Below are 25858 nucleotides of genomic sequence, written 5' to 3'. Positions count from 1 at the left end.
CCAGGTTTTCCGGGCAGACCGATACGTTTGGATTCGTCGCATCCTCAGCGCCATGATCGACATCCAACGCCAGCGTCCGCACGCCTTCGGCCAGCGGCAACGCCAGATGGCTCTGGGTCAGCAGCAGCTCGACGCCGCTGTCTTCGATCATGTAGCTCAGGCGGTCCTGCGGGTATTCAGGGTCCAGCGGTACATAGGCGCCACCGGCCTTGAGAATCGCCAGCAGGCCCACCACCATTTCAACGGAACGCTCAACGGCAATGCCCACTAACACATCGGGGCCAACACCCAGCGCAATCAGGTGATGCGCAAGGCGGTTGGCGCGGGCGTTGAGCTGGGCATAGCTCAGTGTGGTTGCACCGAAAGCCAACGCCGGCGCCTCAGGCGTGCGTAGCACCTGCGCCTCGATCAGCTGCTGGATGCTCTGATCCAGCGGGTACTGCTCGGCCGTCGCGTTCCAGGTCAGCAGGGTGCGCTCACGCTCGGCAGTGCCCAGCAACGGCAGCTCGGCCACGGCTTGCTCAGGCTGGGCGACGATGCCCTGCAACAGGTTGGTGAAATGCCCGGCCATACGCTCGATGGTCGCGCGATCGAACAGGTCGGTGTCATACGCCAGCGACACCACCAGGCCTTGCGCGGTCTCGCTGGTATCCAGCACCAGGTCGAACTGCGCCGTGGCGCTGTCCCACTGCAGCGGCTCGATACGCAAATCGCCCCACTCACGCTCGCCGTTCGCCGCGTGCTGGTGGTTGAACAGCACCTGGAACAGCGGGCTGTGGCTGAGGTTGCGCTCAGGCGCCAGAGCCTCGACCAATTGCTCGAACGGCAGGTCCTGATGGGCCTGGGCGTGCAGTGCCGCCTGGCGGGTCTGGCGCAGCAACCCCGTGAAGCCCTGGGTGCTGTCGATTTCGGCGCGCAGCACCTGGGTGTTGACGAAGAAACCAATCAGGCGCTCGGTCTCGGCGCGGTTACGGTTGGCCACCGGCACCCCCACGCGAATATCGTGCTGGCCGCTGTAGCGGTGCAGCAATGCCTGGAACGCCGACAGCAACAGCATGAACAGGGTCGCATCCTGGGCCTTGGCCAGCTGGTGCAGGCCCGTGCTCAAGCCCTGGCTCAGGTGGAACTGATGGTGAGCGCCCTGCAGGCGCCGACGCGCCGGGCGCGGGCGGTCGAACGGCAGTTCCAGTACCGGCTGCTGCGCGCCAAGCTGCGCGGTCCAGTAGGCCAGTTGCCGCGCCCGCTCCCCACTGTCGAGCCACTGCCGCTGCCAGGCCGCGTAGTCGGCGTATTGCACCGGCAGTGCTTCACCCTGACGGCCCTGGTAGCCGAGCAGCAGTTCATCGACCAGCACCTCGAGCGAGGCGCCGTCGGACACGATGTGATGCTGAACGATCACCAGCACGTGCTGCTGCTCGCTCAACGTCGCCAGCTTGACCCGCAGCAACGGCCCACGCACCAGGTCGAACGGTTCACGCACCTGGGCATCCACCCACGCCGCCACGGCAGCATCGTCGTGCGCGGGCAGGTGTTCCAGCGCAACAGGCAGGCTGAGTGACGGGTGAATGAACTGGCGCAGTTGCCCGCCACGGTCATCGAAGGTCGTGCGCAGTGGCTCATGGCGGGTGATGACGTGATCGAAGGCCGCCTGCAACGCCTGCACATCCAGCCGGCCATGCACGCGCAGGGCCACTGGGACGTTGTAGGCAGCGCTGTGCGGGTCCATCTGCCAAAGGAACCACTGGCGCTCCTGGGCATAGGACACCGCCAGCGCCGCATCGCGCGGCAATACTGGGATGGCCGGCAGCGGTGCAGCGTCCAGTTGCAAGCAGCCGTCGACGAAGGCACCCAGGGTCGGCTGCTCGAACAAGCGCCGCAGTGGCACTTCCAGGCCCAGGCTGTGGCGCATACGGGCAATCACTTCTGTGGCCAGCAACGAATGGCCGCCCAGGCTGAAGAAGCCGTCGCCAAGGCCGACGCTTTCGACCTTGAGCACCTGCGCCCAGATGTCCGCCACCTGCCGTTGCAGCGGCGTGCGTGGGGCCTCGTAGGCTTGTTGTGCGGCGCTGAAATCCGGCGCCGGCAGGGCGGCGCGGTCGAGCTTGCCGTTGTTGTTCAGCGGCAGGCGCGGCAGCACCAGCAGGTGGGTAGGCAGCATGTAGTCCGGCAGCGACTCGGCCAGGGCGCTGCGCAGCGCTTGCAGCCAGCCTTCGGCCGGGTTCACCGTTGCCGGCACAAGATAAGCCACCAACTGCGCCCCGGTCGGGCCGTCGACGGCCAGGACTGCCGCCTCGCGCACGGTCTCCTGAGCGTGCAGGCAGGCCTCGATTTCGCCCATCTCGATGCGCATGCCGCGAATCTTCACCTGATGGTCGATACGCCCGACGTATTCCAGCACGCCGTCCTCGGTGTATCGCGCCAGGTCGCCACTGCGGTACAGCCGCGCGCCGGGTTCAGCGGCATACGGGTCAGGCAGGAAGCGTTCGGCGGTCAGCCCCGGGCGGTCGAAATACTGCTGGGCCAGGCAGGTCGGCGCGGCGATGCACAGCTCGCCGACGCCATCGGCCGGCAGCAACTGCCCGGCACTGTCCAGCACATACAGCGAACGGCCGGCGATGGCCCGGCCAATCGGCACGCCATAGGCATCGCGGGCGTCGTCCAGGCGGCAGTCATGCACACTGGATACCACGGTGGCCTCGGTCGGGCCGTAGGTGTTGACCAGTGCGATGCCGCCAAGCCCCGCCGCGTGCCACAGGCGCAGGCCTTCGACCGACATCGCCTCGCCACCGACGTGGACCTGACGTAGTTGGCCAAGGCCACGCCCAGGCTGGCTGGCAGAGCTCTTGGCGAGCATGTGCCAATATGCCGCTGGCAAATCCGCCAGGGTCACCCGCTGCTCGACAAGCAACTGCGCCAACTGGTCGGTGTCCCACAGTTCTTCGCCGCGCATCACCAGCGCAGCACCCGCGCACAGCGGTGGGTAGCACTGCTCGACGAAGCCGTCGAAGCTGAACGTGGCGAACTGCAACACGCGGTCATCGGCCTGCAGCCGCGAGTAGGCCGTGGCGCTGTCGCTGAATTCGCGCAGCGCCGCATGGCTTATAGCTACGCCCTTGGGCCGGCCGGTGGAACCGGAGGTGTAGATGACGTAGGCCAACTGGCCGTCCGCTACCGGCACTTGCGGATCATGCGCCGGACACGATGCCGACTGTGCACGCAACCGATCCAGCTCGAGGCGGCGCAGCCCTGGCGGCAGTGCCAGCCCGTCGAGCAAGCCCTCGTCGCACAGCAGCAGGTCCAGGCGGCTGTCCGCGACCATGTAGGCCAGGCGCTCGTGCGGATAATGCGCATCCAGCGGCACATAGACGGCGCCGCTCTTGAGCACGGCAAGCAAGCTGACGATCAACTGCGGCCCCCGGCGCAGCGCCAGGCCGATGCGCTGGCCTGGGCGTATCCCCTCGGCGATCAGGGCATGTGCCAGGCGGTTGGCCTGGGCGTCGAGCTCGGCGTAGCTCAAGCGGGCGGCACCGCATTGCAACGCCAGGGCCTGCGGGTGGCGGGCGGCTTGTGCAGCGATGCGCTGGTGCACCAACGCCGGGCTGCCGGGGGGCAGCGCCGGGCCCTGGCTCTGGGCGTGCATGGCGGCACGTGCCGGCGCATCGAGCAGTTGCAACGTGCCTACGGGCGCGGCAGGTGCGGCGAGCATCTGCGCCAGCAGGTGGCGCAGCCCGGCATGCAGTCGGGCGACCTGTGTGGCCTCGAACAGCGCGCTGTCGTAACTGAATTCAAGGCTGACCCCATCGCCCAGCTCAATGCCCAGGGTCATTGGATAATGGGTGCGTTCGTGATTGCTCACCGTACCGAAGCGCAAGCCCGCCGGCGCGCCCTGGCGCAAGGCCTCGGCCACCGGGAAGTTCTCGAACACCAGCAGGCTGTCGAACAACGCGACGCCTTGCTGGCCTGCCCACCCTTGCACCGCGTACAACGGCACATGCTCGAACTCACGCAGTTGCAGGTTGAAATCCTGGACATCCGCCAGGTACTGCGCTACCGGCTGGTTCGGTGCGGCGTCGACCAATACCGGCAGGGTATTGATGAACAACCCCAACTGGTCGTCGATCCCCGGCAACGGCGCCGAGCGCCCGGACACTGTCGCGCCGAAGGCTACGCAGGCCTGGCCGGTCAGGCGCTGCAGCAGCAAGCCCCAGGCGGCCTGGAACATCGTGTTGAGGGTGACCTTGTGGCGGCGCGCGAACTGTTCCAGCTGTGCAGCCTCGGCTGGGTCGATCTGCGCCTGCAACTGCCCTGCCCCGGCGCCGGCCTGCGGGCGGCGCAGGGCCTGGGCGAGCAGCGTGGGGGCCGGCAAGGCGCTCAGGCGAGTTTTCCAGAACTGCTCGCCGGCCTGGGCATCCTGGCCCTGCAGCCATGCCAGATAGTCATGGAAGCGCCCGGCAGGCGCCGCCGTCTGCTCGCCGACATAGTGCTGAATCACCTGCGCCAGCAGCTGTGCGTTGCTCCAACCATCGAGCAGGATGTGGTGGCTGGTGTAGATCAGGTGCCAGTCATCGGCGCCGCTGCGCACCAGCTTCAAGCGGAACAATGGCGCGCTGGACAGCGTGAAGCCCTGGTCGAGCTCGCGTTGTGCGAGGGCATCCAGAGTGCTGGAGGGCGACTCGATGATCTGCAGCGGCAACGCCAGGGTGTGCTGTACGACCTGATGGGCGCTGTCCAGCCCTTCCCAGTGGATACTGCTGCGCAGGATTTCATGGCGCTGCAGCGCGGCCTGCCAGGCCTGGGTGAAGCGCTCGAGGTCGAGGCCGCCGATATCCAGGCGCAACTGGTTAATGTAGGCGCCGTCCTGCTGGTCATAGAGGGCATGGAAGAACATGCCCTGCTGCATCGGCGAGAGCGGGTAGACGTCTTCGATGGCGTGGCCCGGCAGCGGCAGCGCGTCCAGTTGCGCCTGAGTGATACGTGCCAAGGGGAAGTCCGACGGCGAGCATTGCCCGGCAGGCACCTGCAGGCAGTGCCCGATCAGCGCGTCGAGTTCCTGCTCGTAGGTGGCCGCCAGCCCTTCGATGGTGGCAGGGTCGAACATTTCGCGGCTAAAGCCCCATTGCAACGCCAGCTCGCCGTTGTAGACCTGCCCTTCCAGGGTCAGCCAGTTGGCCAGCGGGGCGTCGGGGTCCTGGCCATCACCGCCGCGCTCGGTGGCCGGCGCCAGCAGCGCCTGGGCATCGAACTGGCTGTCGAACTGGCCCAGGTAATTGAAGGTGATGCGCGCTTCACCCAGGCCCGCCAAGGCCTCGCGCACGGGGGCGTCGGCCAGGTAGCGCAGCACGCCGTAGCCGATGCCTTTGTCCGGTACCGCACGCAGTTGCTCCTTGATGGCCTTGATCGAATCGCCGTAGCTCGCCTGGGGTGCCAGCCGCACCGGATACAGGCTGGTGAACCAGCCGACGCTGCGGGTCAGGTCGAGGCCTTCGAACAATTCCTCGCGGCCATGCCCTTCCAATTGCACCAACGCTGCCTGCTGGCCACTCCAGCGGCAGATGACCCGCGCCAACGCCGTCAGCAGCAGATCGTTGACCTGGGTGCGGTAGGCGGCAGGCGCAGCCTGTAGCAACTGCCGGGTGCGCTCAGGCGACAGGCGGGTTTGCACCTTGACGGCATGGCGGTTAGTCATTGCCGCGTCCGGGCGCTCGCATGGCAGCGTGCCATCGACCTGCTGCGCCTGCCAGTACGGCAGCTGCGCCAGGAACGCCGGCACCTGCTGCTGCAACTGCGCAGACCAGGCCTGATAGCTGCTGGTGCGCGCCGGCAGTGCCGGTTCGCGCTGTACCAGGCGCGCCGCATAAGCGTGCTCGAGGTCTTCGAGCAGGATCCGCCAGGACACGCCGTCAACCACCAGGTGATGAATGACCAGCAGCAGCCGCTGGCCGCCATCGGCCATGTCCACCAGCAGGGCGCGCAGCAGCGGGCCGTTGGCCAGGTCCAGGCTGCGCTGGGCTTGCTCGCACAGGGCGGTCAGGGCCAGGGCATCGCCCGCCTGGCGTTGCCACAGTTCGAGCTGCTCGCCGGCTGCGCCGTACTGCTGCTGCCAGCGGTGCGCCGAGGCTTCGAAACGCAGCCGCAGTGCGTCGTGCTGGTTGACTACATCGCCTAGCGCAGCAGCCAGCGCCTGGGCCTGCAGGGGTTGGCGCGCGCGGAGCAGCAGCGACTGGTTCCAGTGCTGGCGGGTAGCGATGGGTTGTTCGAAGAAGTGCCTTTGTATCGGGCTCAAGGCTACCGCCCCGGTAGCAGGCGCCTGTTCCAGCACAAGCGACGGCTCGCGCCCGACTGCTCCGGCCAGGCCGCGCACGGTCTGGTACTGGAACAGGTCACGCGGGCTGAACTGCAAGCCTTGGCGCCGTGCACGGCCAACCACCTGAATGGCGATGATCGAGTCACCGCCAAGCTCGAAGAAGTTGTCATCCAGCCCCACTTCGGCCACGCCGAGCACGTCACCCCAGACCTGCGCCAGGGTGCATTGCACAGCGTTTTCAGGGGCAGCAAAGGCACCACGAGGTGCAGCTTCGGGCTGTGGCAGGGCCTTGCGGTCGAGCTTGCCGTTGGGTGTCAGCGGGAAGCGCTCGAGCGCCATCAGGTGGCTAGGCACCATGAATTCCGGCAGCGCCTGCAACAGCCATTCCTTGAGCACCTGCGACCAGCCTTCGGGTGCCTCGTCGAGCACCAGGTAGGCCACCAGTTGCTTGCCATCGACGGCCAGCACCACCGCCTCGCGCACCCAGCCATGCTGGGCCAGGCGCGCTTCGACTTCGCCAAGCTCGATGCGCAGACCGCGAATCTTGACCTGGTGATCGAAGCGCCCCAGATACTCGATCACCCCGTCGGCGCGCTGGCGCACCCGGTCGCCGGTGCGGTATAGGCGCTGGCCGGCAACGAATGGGTCGGCGACGAAACGGTCGGCGGTAAGCGCCGGGCGGCGATGGTAGCCGCGCGCAAGGCCGATACCGCCCAAGTACAGTTCACCGTAGACGCCGGGCGCGACCGGTTCGAGGCCGGCATCAAGCACGTAGGTGCGGATATTGGCAATCGGCTGGCCAATCGGCACGCTGTCGCGGCCTTCGTCGATACAGGTCCAGTGGGTGACGTCGATGGCCGCCTCGGTGGGACCATACAGGTTGTACAGCCCCGCCCCTGGCAGCTTGGCGAACACCTGCTCCTGGGCATCCACCGGCAACGCCTCGCCACTGCAGACGATGCGCCGCAGACTGTCGCAGGCCTCGACACCCGGCTCATGGATGAAGGCTTGCAGCATCGACGGCACAAAATGCAGGGTGCTGACCTGGTGGCGTCGAATCGTCTCGATCAACCGCGCCGGGTCACGATGCTCACCCGGCGCAGCGACGGCCAGGCGTGCGCCGGTCATCAACGGCCAGAAAAACTCCCAGACCGACACGTCGAAACTGAACGGGGTCTTTTGCAGCACGGTATCGCCGGCGTCGAGCGCATACGCCTGCTGCATCCAGTGCAGGCGGTTGGCCAGGGCCTGGTGGCTGTTGCCGGCGCCTTTCGGGCGGCCGGTGGAGCCTGAGGTATAGATGACGTACGCCAACTGCTGCGGGTCGATGCTCAGCACCGGCGCAGTGTCGGGCTGATCGTCCAGCGCCAGCCCATCCAGCGCCAGGCACTGCACGCCCGTCGGCACAGGCAGTTGCCCTTGCAGCGCCTGCTGGGTCAGCAACAGGCCGATGCCGCTGTCCTCGATCATGTAGGCCAGGCGCTCCTGCGGGTACTCAGGGTCCAGCGGCACATAGGCAGCGCCAGCCTTGAGGATGGCCATCAGCCCGACCACCATTTCCACGCTGCGCAGCACGCTGATACCAACCAGGCTGTCGGCTCCGGCGCCGTGGGCTCGCAACAAGTGCGCCAGGCGATTGGCCCGGGCATCGAGCTCTGCGTAACTGAGGGTGGTATCACCAAACACTACTGCCACAGCGTCGGGAGCACGCAACACCTGATCCTCGAACAGCTGGTGCACGCCGCGCGCCAACGGGTACTCGCGCTCAGTAGCGTTCCAGGTATGCAGCAGGCAGTTGCGGGTGGCCGCATCGAGCATCGGCAACTGCCACAATGCGCTTTGCGGCTGGGTGATCAGCGCCTGCAGCAGTGCCTGCCAATGTAGCGCCATGCCTGCGATGGTAGCGGGCTCGAACAGGTCGCGAGCATAGGTGAACGCGGCATGCAAAGCCCCGCCCTGCTCGTAGGTATCCAGGCTCAGGTCGAACTGTGTCGTGCGGCTGCGCCAGGCAAGGCTTGAGAGTTGAAGCCCACACGCCAGGGTGACGGTTGCCAGGTCGGCGACCTGCGGCTGATGGTTGTACATCACCTGAAACAGCGGCGCATGGCTGAGGCTGCGCTCAACCTTGAGCGCCTCGACCAAGCGCTCGAAAGGCAGATCCTGGTGCGCCTGGGCACCTAGTACGACCTGCCGGACATCTTGCAGATAGGCCTGCACGTCCGCCTGCACATCTGGTTGCAGGCGCAGTACCTGGGTATTGACGAACAACCCGATCAGCCCCTCGACTTCGCTGCGGTTGCGGTTGGCGACCGGGCTGCCGATACGTACGTCGCACTGGCCGGTATAGCGCTGCAGCAGCAGCCCGAAGGCACCAAGCATGACCATGAATGGGGTGAGATTGTTCTGACGGGCGAAGCTGCGCACCTGCTCGGCAAGGGCTGCATCGACCTGGAACGCATGGCGCTCGCCACGCAGGCTCGGGGTGGCCGGCCGGGCATGGTCGACAGGCAGTTCCAGTACCGGATGCTCTTCACCCAGCTGCGCTTGCCAGTAGCCAAGCTGGCGTTGCAGCTCGCCGGACTCAAGCCAACGGCGCTGCCACAGCGCGTAGTCGATGTACTGGATCGGCAACGCCGCCAGCTGCGGCGACTGCCCGGCCGCGAAGGCGTCATAGCAGCGGCTGAACTCATCGATCAGCACATTCATCGACCACCCATCAGACACGATGTGGTGTAGCGTCAGTAGCAGCACGTGCTCCTGCGCGGCCAAGCGCAGCAGGCGAATGCGCAGCAGTGGCCCCTGTTCCAGATCGAACGGGCGCAGCGACTCGGCTTCGGCTTCAGCGCGCACCTGCGCCTCACGCTCGGCCTCGGCCAGCGCCTGCAGGTCGACCCGGGTGATCAGCACGTGCTCTGACGGGCGATGAACCTGCTCCAGGCTGTCGTCGGGCAGGGTCTTGAAAACGGTGGTGAGACTCTGATGGCGGTCCAGCAACGTGGCGAACGCCTGCTCGAGCGCAGACTCATCAAGATGCCCGGTCAGTCGCACGGCTCCAGGCAAGTTGTACGCGCCGCTGTGGCGATCCATCTGCCACAGCACCCACATTCGCTGCTGGGCATAGGACAACGCTTGGCGGTCAGGCACCTGGACGGCGGCCGGAATGGGAAACTGGGAAAAATCGATGCCTTCCTTGCCCAGGGTCTCGAGGAACGCGCGGCGCTTTTCCAGCGGCAGTTCAATGAAACGGCGGGCCAGTTGCAGGGACTTTTCGGCATTCATCAGGTTGCTTCCGTACGAGTGGGGTACCACGGGCAGTGCCCGGCTATCCCTACGAAACGGATACAACCTGGGAAAAATTAACTCCCGCCCTGGCTCCCAGACACACCTGCGGGGAGCCTTGAAACATTTGCTTGCATTTAACCTTGCAGGTTTCTCATTCTCATTCGTCTTAATTAGTGCAGCCTTCTCGGTTGAGCTCATGCTCGACCGCACTTTTTATGCAGAAGACCGACTGATGGCCCAACAACCGAAAAAGAAATCCAAATCCAAGCTGTGGTTCCTGGTGCACAGCTGGCTCGCCCTGCCGATCTGGTTCTTTGTGCTGATCGTGTGCTTCACCGGCATGCTGGCGGTGGTCAGCCAGGAGATCGTCTGGCTGGCCAACGCTGATGTGCGCGCCAGCAAGCCGGATGACGCCGGCGAGCGCCTGAGCTTCCAGCAGGTCTACGAGGCCATGCAAAAGGCCGAGCCGGACACCTCGGTACGGTTCATCAGCCAGCCCGACGGCTCGCACTTTGCCCTACAGGCCTCAGTGACCCGCGCCGATGGCACCAGCGCCCTGCTCTACGTCAACCCGTACACCGGGGCGATCCAGGGCCAGCGGCCGGACTTTGACTTCGAGGCCTTCACCCGCGCCCTGCATGGCTGGTGGCTGGTGCCGTTCACCAACGGCTACAGCTGGGGCTGGTACCTGGTGTCATTGCTCGGCCTGCCGATGCTGGCTTCGCTGGTGACCGGGCTTGTGGTGTACAAGAAGTTCTGGCGCGGCTTCTTCAAGCCGGTGCGCACCGGCCACGGCTCGCGAATCTTCTGGGGTGACGTGCACCGCCTGGCTGGGGTGTGGTCGATCTGGTTCATCGCGGTCATTTCGATTACCGGCACCTGGTTCCTGATCCAGGCGATCCTTGGCGACAACCATGTGACCATCTCCACCGAGCCGATCGTGCCAGTGATCGCACGTGAGCAAGTGCCACAGACCGCCGATGGCAGCCCGGCACCGCGCATCGACCTGGACGAAGCCGCGCGCATCGCCACCCAGAGCATCCCTGGCCTGGACGTCACGTTCATTTCATTGCCGGCCACCGCCTACAGCCACATGAGCATGGGCGGGCGCGGCTGGTACCCGCTGATGTATCAGACCGCCGAGGTCAACCCTTATACGCGCAACGTCGACAGCCAGTTCCTGCTCAGCGACCGTTCCACCCTGGAGTTCGTTACCGAGTCGATGCGCCCGCTGCACACCGGCGATTTCGGCGGGCTGGCAATCAAACTGATCTGGTTCTTCTTCGGCCTGGTACTGACACTGATGGTGCTCAGCGGCCTGCTGATCTGGACCAAGCGCACCGCCCACGCCACCGCCGCTGCACTCAAGCGCGCCGAGCGCCCGGCGCGGGCCAAGCCTGCGCGTGAAACCACCTTGGAGGCCCAGCCATGAGCCAGGCGCACACCTTGCCGCAAGGCGGCTTCAAGCAGTGGTGGCTGAAGTGGCGCTTCCACCTGAACATCCTGCTGATTCTGATCCCGCTGGGCTTCATGCCCAAGTACTTCGCCGATGCCAGTCTGTTCCGTGGTGACAGCGGCCTGGGCGCCAACGTGGTGCAAGGCCTGCAAGTGGGGCGCTGGACCCTGGACCTGGCCGAGCTGCGCGATGAGGCCCCGCGCGCCGACGGCCCGGCAGGTGACTTCAAGGCGTTCAACGCCGCGCAGTGCAACACCTGCGCCGAAGGGGTCAAGGCCATCTACCTGCGCATCGGCAAACCGCGCAGCCTGCGCGCTGCTGGCAGCATCTTCTTTGGCCCGCCCTCGCGCATGGGCACCAACCTGCCAATCCCGCCGCGCACCCGCCCGGATGCCGACATCTGGGTCACCATCGAAGGCTGGGACGGCAAGATGTACCAGGCGTCGGTGCCGCTGGCCAAAGCCTCGCCTGCCACCGCAGCCTGGCTCGAGAAACAAGGAGGCAACAAATGAAACACCTGATGCGCAGGCTCGCCCTGCCCTGCCTGTTGCTGGCCGCCACCCCGGCGCTGGCGCACAACCCCATGTGCGAATGCACCGAAAGCGGCGAGCAGATCACCTGCAAGGGCGGCTTCTCCGATGGCAGCGGCGCCCCCGGCGTGACCTTGGATGTGATCGGCTATGACGAGCAGGTGCTGGTCGCCAGCAAGCTGGGCGCAGACTCCACGCTGTCGTTCAAGCGCCCCGACGGCGAATTCTATGTGCTGTTCGATGCCGGCCCCGGCCACGTGGTCGAAGTGGACCATGCCGACATCGGTGCACCATGAGCCGCGCCCAGGTGATACGCCCGGCCGGCGCCGGGCACGAAACCCTGTACGTGTTGCTGGCCGCGCTGCTGATCATGGCGCTGGCCGCAGGCGTGGTGTCGCTGCGCGGCGAGCGTGAGGACGAGCAGCCCATCGCCGCCCATCAGCTTGATGCCCGCCGCGACCTGAATGCCGCCGAACAGGGCCTGCACACCGACCTGTGGGTCGCCGCTGAGGAAATTCGCGCCCTGGGCGACGAAACCGGCACCGCCCCGAGCGTTGCTGCCCTGGCCGAAGAAGGCCTGCCACCCTTCGCTGTGGATGCCAGCAGCCAGAGCCGTGGCAACCACCAATGGTCGCAACTGCCAGGCGGGGCGTATCTGGGCCGCAGCCAGGACCCGCAAGTGGCCGGCAGCTTCGTGCTGATCGTGGCGCAGGACAGCGCCGCCCAGCCCGATGTCTGGCTGCGCCGCGACAGCGCCGCCGTGACGCCCGATGCCCTCGACCCGAATACGCTGATCGCCGCCGGCTGGCAGCAGGTCGTCACCCACTACGATGCCGGGGTTACCCGCCAACATCGCCACTGAACCCAAGGACCTGCCCATGTTCCGCTTCGCCCGCGCCCTGGCGCTGCTTCTGGCTGCCACCCTCCCCGCCGTGGCCCTCGCCGACAACGGCAAGCCGCTGCGCATCGGCATCACCCTGCACCCTTACTACAGCTATGTGAGCAACATCGTCGGCGACAAGGCCGAGGTGGTGCCGCTGATTCCCGCAGGCTTCAACCCGCACGCCTACGAACCGCGCGCAGAAGACATCAAGCGTATCGGCAGCCTCGATGTGGTCGTGCTCAATGGCGTGGGCCATGACGATTTTGCCGACCGCATGATCGCGGCCAGCGAAAAACCCGATATCAAGACCATCGAGTCCAACGCCAACGTGCCACTGCTGGCCGCCACCGGCATCGCCGCGCGCGGGGCAGGCAAAGTGGTCAACCCGCATACCTTCCTGTCGATCAGCGCCACCATCGCCCAGGTGAACAACATCGCCCGCGAACTGGGCAAGCTCGACCCCGACAACGCCCGCTTTTACCAGCAAAACGCCCGCGCCTACGCCAAGCGCCTGCGTGGGCTGCGCGCCGACGCCCTGGCCAAGGTGACCCAGGCGCCGGACGCGACCTTCCGCGTGGCCACCATCCACGCCGCCTACGACTACCTGGTGCGCGACTTCGGCCTTGAGGTCACCGCCGTGGTGGAACCGGCACACGGCATCGAGCCGAGCCCTGCGCAACTGAAGAAGACCATCGACCAGCTCAAGGCGCTGGACGTGAAGGTGATCTTCTCGGAAATGGACTTCCCTTCCGCCTATGTCGAGACCATCCAGCGTGAGTCGGGGGTGCGCATCTACCCGCTGACACATATCTCCTACGGCGAATACACCAAGGACAAGTACGAAGTCGAAATGAAGCGCAACCTCGATACCGTGGTGCAGGCCATTCAGGAGAACCGCGCGTGACCGCCGCAGCCAACCTGCCCCTGGCGGCAGGGCCGCGCATCGAGTTCGCCGGCATCGACCTGACCTTGGGCCGCACGCGCATCCTGGAAAACGTCGCGTTCAGCGTCGCCCCCGGCAGCGTGCACGCCATCGTCGGCCCCAACGGCGGCGGCAAGAGCTCGTTGATCAAGACCCTGCTTGGGCAAATGCCGCACCAGGGCCAGTTGACCTTGCACTGGCCAAGCGCCGGCGAAGTGATCGGCTATGTGCCGCAGGCGCTGGAGTTCGACCGCGGCCTACCCATGACCGTCGACGATTTCATGGCTGCCATGTGCCAGCGCCGGCCAGCGTTCCTGGGCCTGTCACGGCGTGTGCGCCCGGCCATCGACGCGGCGCTGGCCCAGGTGGGCATGCTCGACAAGCGCAAGCGGCGCATGGGCGCGCTGTCGGGCGGTGAGCGCCAGCGCGTGCTGCTGGCCCAGGGGTTGATTCCCGAGCCGCAACTGCTGGTGCTGGACGAGCCGATGTCGGCGCTGGATGAGGCGGGTATTCGGGTGTTCGAGCAACTGCTGCACGGCTGGCGCAAGGCCGGCACCACGGTGCTGTGGATCGAGCACGACCTGGAAGCGGTGCTGCGCCTGGCCGACCGGGTCACCGGGCTGAGCCGCAAAGTGCTGTTCGATGCCCCACCCGCCGAGGCACTGACGCCTGAGCGGCTGCTTGGGCTGTTTTCCGTTCACCCGCGCAGCGAGAGCCTTGCCTGATGACTTACGAAGCTTTCCGCGAACTGATCCAGCACTGGGCTACCGCCGGCTACCTGCCAGAAGCGCTGGCCTACGGTTTTGTGGTCAACGCCCTGCTCGCCGGGCTGATGATCGGCCCGGTGCTGGGCGGGCTGGGCACGCTGGTGGTGGTCAAGCGCTTTGCGTTTTTCTCCGAAGCGGTCGGCCACGCCGCGCTGACGGGCGTTGCCATAGGCATCCTGCTGGGTGAGCCCTATACCGGTCCCTACGGCAGCCTGTTCGGCTACTGCCTGCTGTTCGGCATTCTGCTCAATTACCTGCGCAACCGCACCGGGCTGTCGCCAGACACGCTGATCGGGGTGTTTCTCTCGGTATCCTTGGCCTTGGGCGCCAGCCTGCTGCTGATGCTGGCTGGCAAGATCAACGTGCACATCCTCGAAAACGTGCTGTTCGGCTCGGTGCTGACCGTCAGCGGCCAGGACCTGCTGGTGCTGGGCATTGTCGCAACGCTGGTGCTGGCTTTGGCGCTGCCGCTGTACAACCGCATCATGCTGGCCAGCTTCAACCCGCAACTGGCCGCCGTGCGCGGGGTGGCGGTAAAGACCCTGGACTACCTGTTCGTGGTGCTGGTGACGCTGGTCACCGTGGCGGCGGTGAAGGTGATCGGCGCGATTCTGGTCGGTGCCCTGCTGGTGATCCCGGCAGCGGCAGCACGGCTGGTGAGCCAGTCCCTCAAGGGGTTCTTCTTCATCTCGGTGGTGATTGCCACCTTGAGCACCCTGCTCGGCATCCTGCTGCCGATCGTCTTCGACCTGCCGGTGCCCTCGGGCGCCGCGATCATTCTGGTGGCCGGCGTGTGCTTTGCCCTCGCCGCCCTCGCCCGCGCCCTCGTCCCCCGCCTGCAAGGAAACCCGGCATGACCCTACTGCTCAAACGCCTGACCCTCGCCCTGGCGCTGGCCGGCCTGCCTGCCATGGGCCAGGCGGCCGAAACCCAGGTGCTGACCACCCTGGCGCTGACCCACAGCCTGGCCAGCAACCTGCTGCAAGGCACCTCGGTGCAACTGACCCGCGCAGCGCCGGCCAACCTGCCGGCCACGCGCCAGCCGTCGTACTTCAGCGGCCGTGGCGGGGCCAGCCTGCACAAGGCGGCGCTCAAGGCCGATGCGGTGATCGGCGTGCGTTCGATCTGGCGCGACGACCCGCTGTACCCGATGGCCCGGCGCAGCAATATCCGCATCGTCGAAATCGACGCGGCGCGCCCGGTAGACGGCGCCTTGCCGGGTATCGCGGTAAAAGGTGACGAAGCCTTTGGCGCTTACCCTTGGCTGAACCCGGGCAATCTGGGGCGTATGGCTGACGTGGTGGCCAATGACCTGGAGCGCCTGTCGCCGGCAGACAAAGCCAAAATTCAAACCAACCTTGCCGCCCTCAAGCGGCAGATGCTGGAACTCACCGCCAGCAGCCAGCAGCAACTGGCCGAGGTCGATAACCTGAGCGTGGTGAACCTGTCCGAGCGCCTGGGTTACCTGGCCAGCGGGCTGAACCTGGATGTTGTCGAGCAACCGCTGCCGGCCGAAGACAAATGGGATGATGCCGCGCTCACGGCACTGACCGAAAACCTCAAGGGCCAGGACGTGGCGCTGGTGTTGCACCACCGCCAGCCTGACCCGAAAGTCGCCGAAGCCATCGCAAAATCCGGGGCCCGCCTGGTGGTCGTGGAGAGCGACCCGGAAGATACCGTGGCCGGGCTCAAGGCCTGCGTCGAACAGGTGGTCAAGGCCCTGCAACAGGGCTGACCTATTGCGCAAAGCGCGGGATCGCCAACCCCAGGCTCTCGCGCAGCGTCGTCCCCTCGTAAGCCGTACGGTAAACCCCACGTTCCTGCAGCAACGGCAGCACTTCCTGGGTGAACCGGCGAAACTGTGCGGGGTGCCCAATATAGATATTGAAGCCATCCAGCGCCCGCGCCTCGAACCACTCAGCCATCTTCGCCGCCACCGTCTGCGCCGAACCCACGAAGGCCCCTGGGCGCAACTGGCGGCCGAACTCCACGGCCTGGCGCAGGCTGAAGCCCTTGTCCCGCGCTTGGTCGGCAATGCGCTTGGCATTGGTGAAGAAACTACTGCGCGCGTACTCAAGGCTTTGCTGCGGGAACGGCGCATCCAGGTCGTACTGGCTGAAATCATGCCAGCCGAAGTTACGCCCGAATTCTTTGAGCGCCAGCTCGAAACTATGGTCGGTCTGATGGTAATGGCGCTCGATCTCGCGGGCGTGCTCATCGGTATCACCTACGTAGATTTCCGCGCCCGGCAACACCAGCAACTGCTCAGGGTCGCGCCCCATGCGTTGAGCGCGGGCCTTGATGTCGCGGTAGAACGCCTGGCCCTGCTCAATGCTGGCGGCGTGGGTAAACACCACATCAGCGGTGGCGGCGCCCAGGTCGCGGCCCTGCTCGGAGTCACCTGCCTGGAAAATCACCGGCTGGCCCTGTGGCGAGCGCTGGATATTCAGCGGGCCGACCACCGAAAAATGCTCGCCCTTGTGTTCGAGCGCATGCAGCTTGGCAGGGTCAAGAAAGCGGCCGGTCGAGCGGTCACGGGGGAATGCGTCGTCCTCGTACGACTGCCACAAGCCTTGCACCACCTGCACATGCTCCTGGGCGCGGGCGTAGCGGGTGTCGTAGTCGTAGTGCTCATCCAGGCCGTAGTTGCCGGCGGTGCCGGCGTCGCCGCTGGTGACAACGTTCCAACCGGCGCGGCCCTTGCTGATCAGGTCCAGCGACGCCAGCCGGCGGGCAACGTTGTACGGGGCGTTATAGGAGGTGGTCAGGGTGCCGACCAGGCCGATATGGCGGGTGCTGACCGCCAACGCCGAAAGCAGCGTCAGGGGTTCCAGGCGGTTGAGGTAATGCGACGGCGAGCCATGGGTGATGAACTGGCTATCGACGATGAACACCAGGTCGAACAGCGCGGCTTCGGCCTGGCGGGCGATATCGATGTACCAGTCGATATTGACGCTGGCATCGCTGGGTAGCTCAGGGTCCAGCCACAGATTGTGCCGGCCGGGGCCGCCGCAGCCCATGGTCAGGGCGCCGAGTTTGATCTGTCGTTTGCTCATTGGGAATCCTTGGGAACGGGTTGGCTCAATGCTGGCTGACCGTCGGTTGCTCGATGGCGGCCCCGAACGAGGTATCGAACAAGCTGCTGGCCGGATAGGCCTTGATCAGCCCAAGCCCTGCAAAAAAGTCCACGGTCTTCTGCGCATCGACGATCACCTGTGGGTTCAGCGGCGCAAGGTCCGTACGCGCGCGGGCGAACCAGGCGCGGGCAATGTCACGGTCGGCGCGGGTGCGCTTGGCCCAGGCATCGGCGTAGGCCTCGGTGTTGGCAGGGTCGTTCAAGGTCCAGTCGCGGGCCTTTTTCAACCGCTGCAAAAAGTCCGCAATCTGCGCGCGCTTGGCGTCCACCGCCTTGCTGTTGGCAACCACAAAGCTCTGCGCCGGGATCACCCCTTCGGCAGTGGCCAGCACTCGCGCGCCCTGGCGCTCCTGCTGGGTGACATAGGGTTCCCAGGTGGCGATCACGTCAACCGAACCGCCGTCCAGGGCGTGGGAGGCGTCCAGCGCGCTGAGATAGCGCAGCTCCAGGGAATCTCGCGGCACCCCAGCCTTGTCCAGGGCGCTGAACAGCAGTTGCTGGCTCCACGATCCCTTCCAGATGGCCGCACGCTTGCCGCGAAGGTCTTGCAGGCTATGGATGGAGGAGTCCTTGCGGGCGAGGATGGCAACCCCTTCGAGGTTCTGCCGGCTGACAGCGATCACCTTGATCGGCGCGCCTAGGGCGCCGAGAAACAGGGGCGGTGCATCACCCAGCAGGCCGATGTCGAGGCTGCCGACATTGAGCGCCTCGGCCACCGGTGAGCCTGCGGTGAATTGCTTCCATTCCAGGGTATAAGGCAGGTCGTCGAGCACCCCGGCAGCTTCCATGACAGCGCGGGCGTTGTAGCTCTGGTCACCGACGACCAGGGTCTGGGCAGCAGCACTAAGGCTCAGCGAGGTAGCCAGCACGGTGGCGGCGAGTTGTTTCAAATAGCGCACGGGGGTCTCCAGATGCCCGGCAAGGGCAGTAAGGCGATCCGCGCGTGCGGTCTCGTCGCAGTTATTTATAGCTTTTTGGTCTTACCGAGAAGCCTTTTATAATCTATAGCGCATTCAATTAACTGTGAAATGCGCTTTAGGCATAACGTCATGCCTGGATTTGAAAGCACAGCGGCAAATTTGTAAATGCATTATTTGCATATTAGCTTATGCATATTTTGCATTTTGTTAATAGCGCAAGGCTTTGCTAGGGTGCTATGAAACCTGATCGCCGAACCTGCACCATGACCCAGAACCTGCGCCCCGAGCGCCTGCGCCATTTCATCGACAGCCTTGCCGCGCTGCTCGATCAGCACCCCGACGAAGCCAACCTGCTAAACCACGGCCACACATTGCTGGCCAATCTGGTCGCCCATGATGACTGGTTACCCGACGAGCTTGCCCAGCCCAACCCCGAGCGCTACCAGCAATACCTGTTGCATTGCGATTCGCGCCAGCGCTTTTCGGTGGTGAGCTTTGTCTGGGGGCCTGGCCAGCGCACGCCGATCCACGATCATCGCGTCTGGGGGCTGATCGGCATGTTGCGCGGTGCTGAATACTCGCAGGGCTTCAGCCGCAGCGCCGACGGCGCGCTGGTGGCCGAGGGCGAGCCGGTGCGGCTGGCGCCCGGCCAGGTGGAGGCGGTGTCGCCACGCATTGGCGACATCCACCAGGTCAACAATGCCTTCAGCGACCAGGTGTCGATCAGCATCCACGTCTATGGCGGCAATATCGGCGCGGTCAAGCGCGCGGTGTACGCCGAGGACGGCAGCGAAAAAACCTTTATTTCCGGCTACTCCAATACCCGCCTGCCCAACATCTGGGACCTGTCCAAAGAGAACCCTGCCCTATGACCTCAGTGACTACCCGCAATTACCAGGATATCCGCCGCGCCCTGCTGGCCCATGAGGAACTGGCGCTGGTCGATGTGCGCGAAGAAGACCCGTTTGCCCAGGACCACCCGCTGTTCGCCGCCAACATTCCCTTGTCCAAGCTCGAAATCGAGGTGTATGACCGCCTGCCCCGGCGCGATACCGCCATCACCGTCTACGACAATGGCGAGGGCCTGGCGGTGCTGGCCGCGGAGCGTCTGCTCGCGCTCGGCTATAGCAACGTGGCGGTGCTGGATGGCGGCCTGGCAGGCTGGCGCGCGTCGGGTGGCGAGCTGTTTCGCGACGTCAATGTGCCCAGCAAGGCCTTTGGCGAGTTGGTTGAGAACGTGCGCCATACCCCGTCGCTGGGCGCCGAGCAGGTTCAGGCGCTGCTTGCCGGCAACGCCAATGTGGTGGTGCTCGATGCGCGCCGCTTCGATGAATACCAGACCATGAGCATCCCTGGCGGCATCAGTGTGCCTGGCGCCGAGCTGGTATTGCGGGTGGCGGAACTTGCGCCCGATCCAGCTACCCAGGTAATCGTCAACTGCGCAGGGCGCACCCGCAGCATCATCGGCACCCAGTCGCTGGTCAACGCCGGCATTCCCAACCCGGTGGCGGCCCTGCGCAACGGTACCATTGGCTGGACCCTCGCCGGGCAGCAACTGGCCCACGGGCAAAGCCGCACCTTTGCCGAGGTGAGCGCCGGCACCCGCGCCAACGCCGCCCGCCAGGCGCGCTCGGTGGCTGATCGCGCCGGTGTGCTGCGCCTGGACCGCGAAGGGCTCGCTGGGTGGCAGGCCGATGCGGCGCGCACCACGTACCTGTTCGATGTGCGCACGCCCGAGCAATACAGCGCCGGCCACCTGCCGGGCAGCCGCTCGGTACCGGGTGGGCAGTTGGTACAGGAAACCGACCATGTGGCCAGCGTGCGCGGCGCTCGCATCGTGTTGGTGGACGACGATGGCGTGCGCGCCAACATGAGCGCCTCATGGCTGGCACAGATGGGGTGGCAAGTGGCGGTGCTCGATGGGCTGTCTGCAGCAGACTTCAGCGCCCCCGGCGAATGGCAGCCAACGTTGCCTGAAGTGCCTGAGGTTGAGGCGATTGGTGTTGAACAGCTGGATGCCTGGCTGCACGAAGCTGGCACGGTGTTGCTGGATTTCACCACCAGCGCCAACTACGTCAAACGCCACATCCCCGGCGCCCACTGGGCGATCCGCGCCCAGTTGCCACAAGCGCTGGAGGCCGTGCCGCAAGCACAGCGCTATGTGCTGACCTGCGGCAGCAGCCTGCTGGCGCGCTTCGCCGCCCGTGACTTGCAGGCGCTGACCCAGGTGCCGGTGTATGTGCTCGAAGGCGGTACCGCACGCTGGATAGCTGCCGGCCTGCCGCTGCAGAGCGGCGAAACCCACCTGGCCGTACCCCGCAGCGACCGCTACCGCCGGCCCTATGAAGGCACCGACGCGCCCCGCGAGGCGATGGAGGGGTATCTGGACTGGGAGTTCGGGCTGATTGCCCAGCTCGAACGCGATGGCACCCATGGGTTTGCCGTGCTGGCCTGAGATCTCGGGGCTGGGCCCACCGCACGCTGGGGCTGAACGTTGATCACCCAGCCCTTTGCCGCCGAAAGCGTGGGAGCGGGCTTGCCCCGCGATAGCATCAGACCAGGCAACTCAAATCTGCCTGCTGCCCTCATCACGGGTCAAGCCCGCTCCCACAATGACCAGAGATGCCTGCGCGAGCGCGCAGCCCACTCCAGCGCACAGTGAATGCGCATAACCCCCTGAGCATACTCGCAACGCCTCGATACAACTTTCTCACTGCCCGCGCATCGAACACCCTGTAACACTTCCCTTTTTCCAGGAGGTTTCCATGACGATGCGTTCGGCCCTGCTGCTGTCCTGCCTCACCCTCGCACTGGTCGGCTGCTCCAGTTCGCGCGATGAGCAGCAAACTCCACCTACCACCCAATCGGTTGACCTCAAGCGTTACCAGGGCACTTGGTACGAGCTGGCGCGCCTGCCGATGTTCTTCCAGCGCAACTGCGTGCAATCCGAGGCCCACTACGGCCTGCGTGAAGACGGCCGCATCGACGTGAACAACCGCTGCAAGGAAGACGACGGCAAATGGAACGATGCCCACGGCATCGCCGAGCCCCAGGTCGCCGGGAACACCGACAAGCTGTGGGTGCGCTTCGACAACTGGTTCAGCCGCCTGGCGCCGGGGCTGACCAAGGGTGAGTACTGGGTGCTGTATGTCGACCCCGACTACAAAGTCGCACTGGTCGGACACCCTAACCGCGAATACCTGTGGCTGCTCTCGCGCACCCCAACCGTCAGCCAGCAGACTCGCGATCAGTTGCTGCAGATTGCCCGCAAACAGGGGTATGCCACCGAGGATCTGATCTGGCGCCAGCCCGATACCCCGTGACGCTGCAAGCACCGGCCTGTAAGGTGAGCCTTCCGAAAAGGCTCACCCAAAGGACTGCGTGCAATGGTCACCTGCCACCTCAAGTACATCCTCGACCCCTATCAGATTCCGGCCTTCGAGGCCTACGCCAAGCTGTGGATCCCCATCGTCAACCGCATGGGCGGCACCCACCACGGCTACTTCCTGCCAAGCGAAGGCGCCAACAATGTCGCCTACGCGCTGTTCAGCTTCCCGAGCCTGGCCGCCTACGAGCAGTACCGGGCAGACTCGGCGTCTGACCCTGAGTGCATTGCAGCCTTCGCCCTGGCCACCGAACAGCGGTTCATCCTGAGCTACGAGCGCAATTTCCTGCGACCGCTTCTGGCGTAGACGCGACAGCACACCGACTGAACCAATGCACCCTGCGGCACTCCTCAATTAGGCGCCCTGCGCGCGCCTGAGGATTGCCGACCGATAAGGAGTGCCCGTGACCACCACCCCCGCCCCGCTCTACTACAGCCACCCCGGCGTGCTGCACAGCACCTTGCTCGCCGGCAGCCTGCCGCTGTTCGTCGGTGGGCTGCTCAGCGACATCGCCTATTACCAGAGCTACCAGATCCAGTGGAGCAACTTCGCGGCCTGGCTGATTGCCGGCGGCCTGCTGCTCAGCGGCCTGGCGCTGCTGTTCGCGCTGGTCGGGCTACTGCGTGCGCCGCGCCGCAAACTCTATTTCGTGGTGCTGCTGGCAACCTGGCTGCTGGGCCTGGTCAATGCCTTCGAGCACGCCAAAGATGCCTGGGCGGTGATGCCGTCAGGGCTGGTGCTGTCGGTGATCGTCACCCTGCTGGCCTGCGTGGCCACCTGGGCTGGCCTGCGCACGGAGGTCCGCGTATGAAACTTGCACTCAGCGCCTTGAGCATGGCCCTGCTGCTCAGCGGTTGTGGTGGCGATGGCGAAGCTACTCAGAGCCGCGGCCCCGACCCGAAACTGCCGGCCCCGGAACGCGGGCTGCTGCCCAGCATGAAGATCGCCGAGCCCACCACCTGGGGCGATGCCACCCCGCAAGTCCCCGAGGGCTACCGCATCACGGCCATCGCCCGCGACCTGAAAATACCGCGCCAGACGCTGGTGCTGCCCAACGGTGACATCTTGGTGGCCGAGGGCCGCGGCGGCAACGCGGCCAAGCTCAAGCCCAAGGATGTTATCGCCAGCCAGATCAAGGCCAAGGGCAACACTCAGGTCAAAGGCGGCAACCGCCTGACCTTGCTGCGCGACGCCGATGGTGACGGCACCTACGAGCTGAACACCGTGTTTGCCGAGAACCTCAACGCGCCCTACGGCCTGGCGCTGGCAGACGGCAAGCTGTATGTCGCCAACCAGGATGCATTGGTGCGCTTTGACTATCGGGACGGCCAGACCAAAGCCGAAGGCGCACCTGAAAAAGTCACCGACCTGCCCTCCCAGATCAACCACCACTGGACCAAGTCACTGGCGGCCAGCCCGGACGGGCGCTACCTGTATGTGGGTATCGGCTCGAACAGCAACATCACCGAGCGCGGGCTTGAAGTTGAGGCAGACCGCGCCATGGTCTGGCAGATCGATGCGGTCACCGGCGCTCACCGCCCTTATGCCACCGGCTTGCGCAACCCTACCGCGCTGACCATCCAGCCCGGCAACGGGCAGCTGTGGGCGGTGGTCAACGAGCGTGACGAACTGGGCCCGGACCTGGTGCCAGACTACCTCACCTCGGTACAGGAAGGTGCCTTTTATGGCTGGCCTTACAGCTACTGGGGCCAGAACGTCGACGAGCGCGTGCGGCCGCAGAACCCGGACAAGGTCAAGGCCGCCGTCAAGCCTGACTACAGCCTGGGTTCACACGTGGCGGCACTGGGCGTGGACTTCTCCACAGCAAGCATGGGCCCACAATTCGCCGAGGGTGCCTTCGTTGGCGAGCACGGCAGTTGGAACCGGCCGAACCCTGTGGGCTACAAGGTGATCTTCGTGCCATTCAAGGATGGCAAGCCTGCTGGTGAGCCTGTGGACTTCGCCACCGGGTTCCGCGGCGAGGACGGCAAGACCCGGGGCCGACCGGTCGGAGTGACGGTGGACCCACGGGGAGCGCTGATCATTGCCGATGACCTGGCCAATACCATTTGGCGAGTGACCCGGGCGCAGTAAAACCGACGAGGGTGGCGAGCGGGGGCGGGTGTTACTCGCGCTCGCCATCTGGTGGTGAGCTGGAACTCTCAGGGTATTTTTCCTTCCCGCTGGCTAGCCTCGTAGACACCAGCCGGCACTTGCCGCACCCACTGGAACGCCTGGTCGATCAAGTCTGGCCTGACCCAGCCGAGCAAAAAAGGCACAGTCAACAGCGCTACGCACAACCCGCAAGCAATCAGCGTCCGGGGCTGCGCAAACCGGCGTGAAGGGGCTGCGCGCAGCAACGCGCGCAACGCGACGGTTTCTTCAGGTGTGAGCACTATCCGGATCGATTCTCCATTACTCCGAGGCATCGGCAGTCCTCCCATAGCGGGCAAGCAGTTGCCCATCGAACAGTACCCGGATATCCCCACTTTCATCCGGGATTTCAATGCTCAGTTCATGGACCCGCCGACGCACTGCAGGTTTTGGGCTGAGCCTCAGCGCCAGGGTATCCTCGCTGTCTCCAGGCTCGACCGAGGCCTGTAGCGCAACCGACATGGACGTCATGTCGATACCCCCCCACCGCCTGCCGATGGCGAGCCGCGCGTCGAACACGGCAGCCTCCAGGTGATCAACGAATTGTTCCAGGTGTTGATTCATGTCTGCTCCTCATTACTCAGCCAGAATGGCCGGCCGGTGGCCCCCACGTGTTGAGCGCTGGGCAGGCCGCGAAACTGGCCACTCTTCGTCGGATTGGGCCAAGTCTCGACCCTGACGCTGCAAGATTACGAGGTGGGCCGGGGGACGTCCCGGGGCGTGCGTTCCAGAAAGTTGCCTGTACGTCCCAACTCCGCCGGACTGCCGTCCAGTGCAGCGATCAGACGTGCCAGCACCGGGACCTGCGCCGCATCGCAAACCGGTTGACCCAGCGAAACAGCGTGCCGCGCTGCGCTTCGAGCAGCGCCTGGGGACATGCCGAAGGCCTTTCGAAACGCCTTGCTGAAGTGCGCCTCATCGACAAACCCATGGGCGTAGGCCAGCTCGCCGATGCGTAGCCCGGCGTTGTGCCTATCACCCAGTGCCAGCAGGCATCGACGCAAGCGCCGCTGCTGTACGTAACGATGTACACCGCCGAACCGTTCGAAAACCCGGTACAGCTGGCTACGCGAGGTCCCCACAGCCTTGGCGAGCACCGCCGAAGTGAGGTCGTTGCGGTGCAGGTTGTGTTCGATGAAGCACCTCACCCGCCCCCCCAACTCTGCCAGGCCGGCAGCGGGACGTGCGTTGCATTGGCTAAGGTGTCGCGCCAGGCAGGCGCTGATCATGTCCAGCAAGGGCTGGCCGAACCCAATTCGCTGACAGTCATCGAGCTGCGACGCCACTGCTGCCAACGACGAGAGCATGCTGGTAAGCAGGTTCGCGGAGGCGCTAAGCCTGCGCAGAACTAGCCCGTGCAACTGTGCCGATTGGGCAACTGGCAGCTCGCTGCGCGGAATCACCAAGCTGATGCCGCGCCCCGCCGACACGTGAAAGTCAGCGGTTTGCGTGAAGTCCAGCAGCACCACGTCACCGGGACGAACCCGTCGCCCCTGGTCGATGTGCACGCCACCTGAAAGGGGTATATGCAGCAATAGGTGATTGAGTTCGCCAACGCCAGGCTGCAGCGGATCACGGCGATATCGGGCGCTGTCCAACTGGCTGTCGAGCAACATGAAGCGGCTGAAATGCTGGATCTCGATGGCGACGCCGAAGCCTTGCTTGGGCATCGGATCAACGCTGAACAGCCCTTCAAATACCTGCCGCACAGCACTGCAGGCCTCATCGAACGGCCTGCCGATGGTGTCAACGCTAAAGGTGGGAACATGCGTTTCGCAAGGCACGGGCGGGACAGATCCGGCATCAGGACAATGCCGTCATAGTGCCCCGCACGGGTGTCCGAGAGGGAGACGGAAAGGCTTGCACGGGGGCAGATGCTGCTGCACATCTGCGTGGGGGATTCTATGGTTTTGCGCAAGCTTGTACTGGCCTCATTGCAGGCTGTCGCCAGCGCCTCCAAAGACCGCGCCGAGCGCTCAGATCCCTGTGGGAGATCGCCCAGCTCTTCCGGGCTGCGCTGTCGCTCAGAGAACTGGGCAACGTGGGAGATTCTATGGTTTCGGGCAAGTCGCTTTTGATTGTGTAGGAGCGGCCTTGTGTCGCGATGGGCTGCGAAGC

The 25858-nt window shown here is 65.2% G+C and carries 19 protein-coding genes; 14 read left to right on the top strand and 5 right to left on the bottom strand.

Annotated elements, in window-relative coordinates; translation table 11 throughout:
• Positions 1–9583: non-ribosomal peptide synthetase (locus HU720_RS18665; protein WP_186521584.1), on the bottom strand; the 9583-nt coding region annotated here is incomplete at its 3' end.
• A gap of 235 nt (positions 9584–9818) precedes the next feature.
• On the opposite strand from HU720_RS18665, the gene HU720_RS18660 reads away from it, so the two are divergent.
• The 8 genes from HU720_RS18660 to HU720_RS18625 are packed head-to-tail and all read left to right on the top strand — an operon-like array spanning position 9819 to position 15879.
• Positions 9819–11018 carry a PepSY domain-containing protein gene (locus HU720_RS18660; protein WP_186521585.1) on the top strand — a complete coding sequence of 400 codons (1200 nt, stop codon included), beginning with the start codon at positions 9819–9821 and terminating at the stop codon, positions 11016–11018.
• Positions 11015–11554 (top strand): thiamine pyrophosphate-binding protein, encoded by a 540-nt coding sequence (locus HU720_RS18655; protein ID WP_186521582.1) that lies wholly within the window; start codon positions 11015–11017, stop codon positions 11552–11554. Before HU720_RS18660 ends, HU720_RS18655 begins: the two co-directional genes overlap by 4 nt.
• A complete protein-coding gene (locus HU720_RS18650) occupies positions 11551–11868 on the top strand; it encodes a hypothetical protein (RefSeq protein ID WP_186521580.1) in 318 nt (105 codons plus the stop codon). The genes HU720_RS18655 and HU720_RS18650 overlap by 4 nt, the downstream gene beginning before the upstream one ends.
• Positions 11865–12434, top strand: a complete 570-nt coding sequence (locus HU720_RS18645; RefSeq protein ID WP_186521578.1) for a DUF6162 family protein — start codon at positions 11865–11867, stop codon at positions 12432–12434. The genes HU720_RS18650 and HU720_RS18645 overlap by 4 nt, the downstream gene beginning before the upstream one ends.
• A 16-nt stretch (positions 12435–12450) precedes the next feature.
• Positions 12451–13359, top strand: a complete 909-nt coding sequence (locus HU720_RS18640) for a metal ABC transporter substrate-binding protein (RefSeq protein WP_186521576.1) — start codon at positions 12451–12453, stop codon at positions 13357–13359.
• Entirely contained in the window at positions 13356–14102 is a 747-nt protein-coding gene (locus HU720_RS18635; protein WP_186521574.1) for an ATP-binding cassette domain-containing protein, read from the top strand. Before HU720_RS18640 ends, HU720_RS18635 begins: the two co-directional genes overlap by 4 nt.
• Positions 14102–15001: a metal ABC transporter permease gene (locus tag HU720_RS18630; protein ID WP_186521572.1), complete on the top strand. Its 900-nt coding sequence runs from the start codon at positions 14102–14104 to the stop codon at positions 14999–15001. The genes HU720_RS18635 and HU720_RS18630 overlap by 1 nt, the downstream gene beginning before the upstream one ends.
• Positions 14998–15879 (top strand): zinc ABC transporter substrate-binding protein, encoded by an 882-nt coding sequence (locus HU720_RS18625; RefSeq protein WP_186521570.1) that lies wholly within the window; start codon positions 14998–15000, stop codon positions 15877–15879. The genes HU720_RS18630 and HU720_RS18625 overlap by 4 nt, the downstream gene beginning before the upstream one ends.
• Position 15880: 1 nt before the next feature.
• Here HU720_RS18625 and HU720_RS18620 read toward each other — a convergent pair whose 3' ends face one another.
• Positions 15881–17200, bottom strand: a complete 1320-nt coding sequence (locus HU720_RS18620) for an LLM class flavin-dependent oxidoreductase (RefSeq protein ID WP_186521561.1) — start codon at positions 17198–17200, stop codon at positions 15881–15883.
• Between the two features lie 25 nt (positions 17201–17225).
• Positions 17226–18179, bottom strand: coding sequence for an ABC transporter substrate-binding protein (locus HU720_RS18615; RefSeq protein ID WP_186521560.1), 954 nt, complete (start codon positions 18177–18179; stop codon positions 17226–17228).
• A gap of 284 nt (positions 18180–18463) precedes the next feature.
• Between HU720_RS18615 and HU720_RS18610 the strand changes: the two genes are divergently transcribed.
• From HU720_RS18610 to HU720_RS18585, 6 genes are all read left to right on the top strand, one after another.
• Entirely contained in the window at positions 18464–19072 is a 609-nt protein-coding gene (locus tag HU720_RS18610) for a cysteine dioxygenase (protein ID WP_186521559.1), read from the top strand.
• The gene (locus tag HU720_RS18605) at positions 19069–20655 is read left to right on the top strand and encodes a rhodanese-related sulfurtransferase (protein WP_186521558.1); all 1587 of its coding nucleotides are present in this window, start codon (positions 19069–19071) and stop codon (positions 20653–20655) included. The genes HU720_RS18610 and HU720_RS18605 overlap by 4 nt, the downstream gene beginning before the upstream one ends.
• Positions 20656–20965: 310 nt before the next feature.
• On the top strand, positions 20966–21523 hold the full coding sequence (locus HU720_RS18600) for a lipocalin family protein (RefSeq protein WP_186521557.1): 558 nt from the start codon (positions 20966–20968) through the stop codon (positions 21521–21523).
• A gap of 63 nt (positions 21524–21586) precedes the next feature.
• Positions 21587–21892: an NIPSNAP family protein gene (locus HU720_RS18595; protein ID WP_186521556.1), complete on the top strand. Its 306-nt coding sequence runs from the start codon at positions 21587–21589 to the stop codon at positions 21890–21892.
• A 97-nt stretch (positions 21893–21989) separates the two neighbouring features.
• A complete protein-coding gene (locus HU720_RS18590; protein ID WP_186521555.1) occupies positions 21990–22397 on the top strand; it encodes a DUF2231 domain-containing protein in 408 nt (135 codons plus the stop codon).
• Positions 22394–23680, top strand: coding sequence for a sorbosone dehydrogenase family protein (locus tag HU720_RS18585; RefSeq protein WP_186521553.1), 1287 nt, complete (start codon positions 22394–22396; stop codon positions 23678–23680). Before HU720_RS18590 ends, HU720_RS18585 begins: the two co-directional genes overlap by 4 nt.
• A gap of 321 nt (positions 23681–24001) precedes the next feature.
• Here HU720_RS18585 and HU720_RS18580 read toward each other — a convergent pair whose 3' ends face one another.
• Together HU720_RS18580 and HU720_RS24630 are read right to left on the bottom strand one after the other, a co-directional pair.
• Positions 24002–24304 (bottom strand): hypothetical protein, encoded by a 303-nt coding sequence (locus tag HU720_RS18580; RefSeq protein ID WP_186521551.1) that lies wholly within the window; start codon positions 24302–24304, stop codon positions 24002–24004.
• Positions 24305–24429: 125 nt separating this feature from the next.
• On the bottom strand, positions 24430–25449 hold the full coding sequence (locus tag HU720_RS24630; RefSeq protein WP_186521549.1) for a helix-turn-helix domain-containing protein: 1020 nt from the start codon (positions 25447–25449) through the stop codon (positions 24430–24432).
• Positions 25450–25858 lie beyond the last annotated feature (409 nt).

This window comes from Pseudomonas sp. SWRI51 (genome assembly GCF_014268825.1).
Classification (GTDB): domain Bacteria; phylum Pseudomonadota; class Gammaproteobacteria; order Pseudomonadales; family Pseudomonadaceae; genus Aquipseudomonas; species Aquipseudomonas farsensis.
This window is presented reverse-complemented; position numbering and strand designations above follow the sequence as displayed.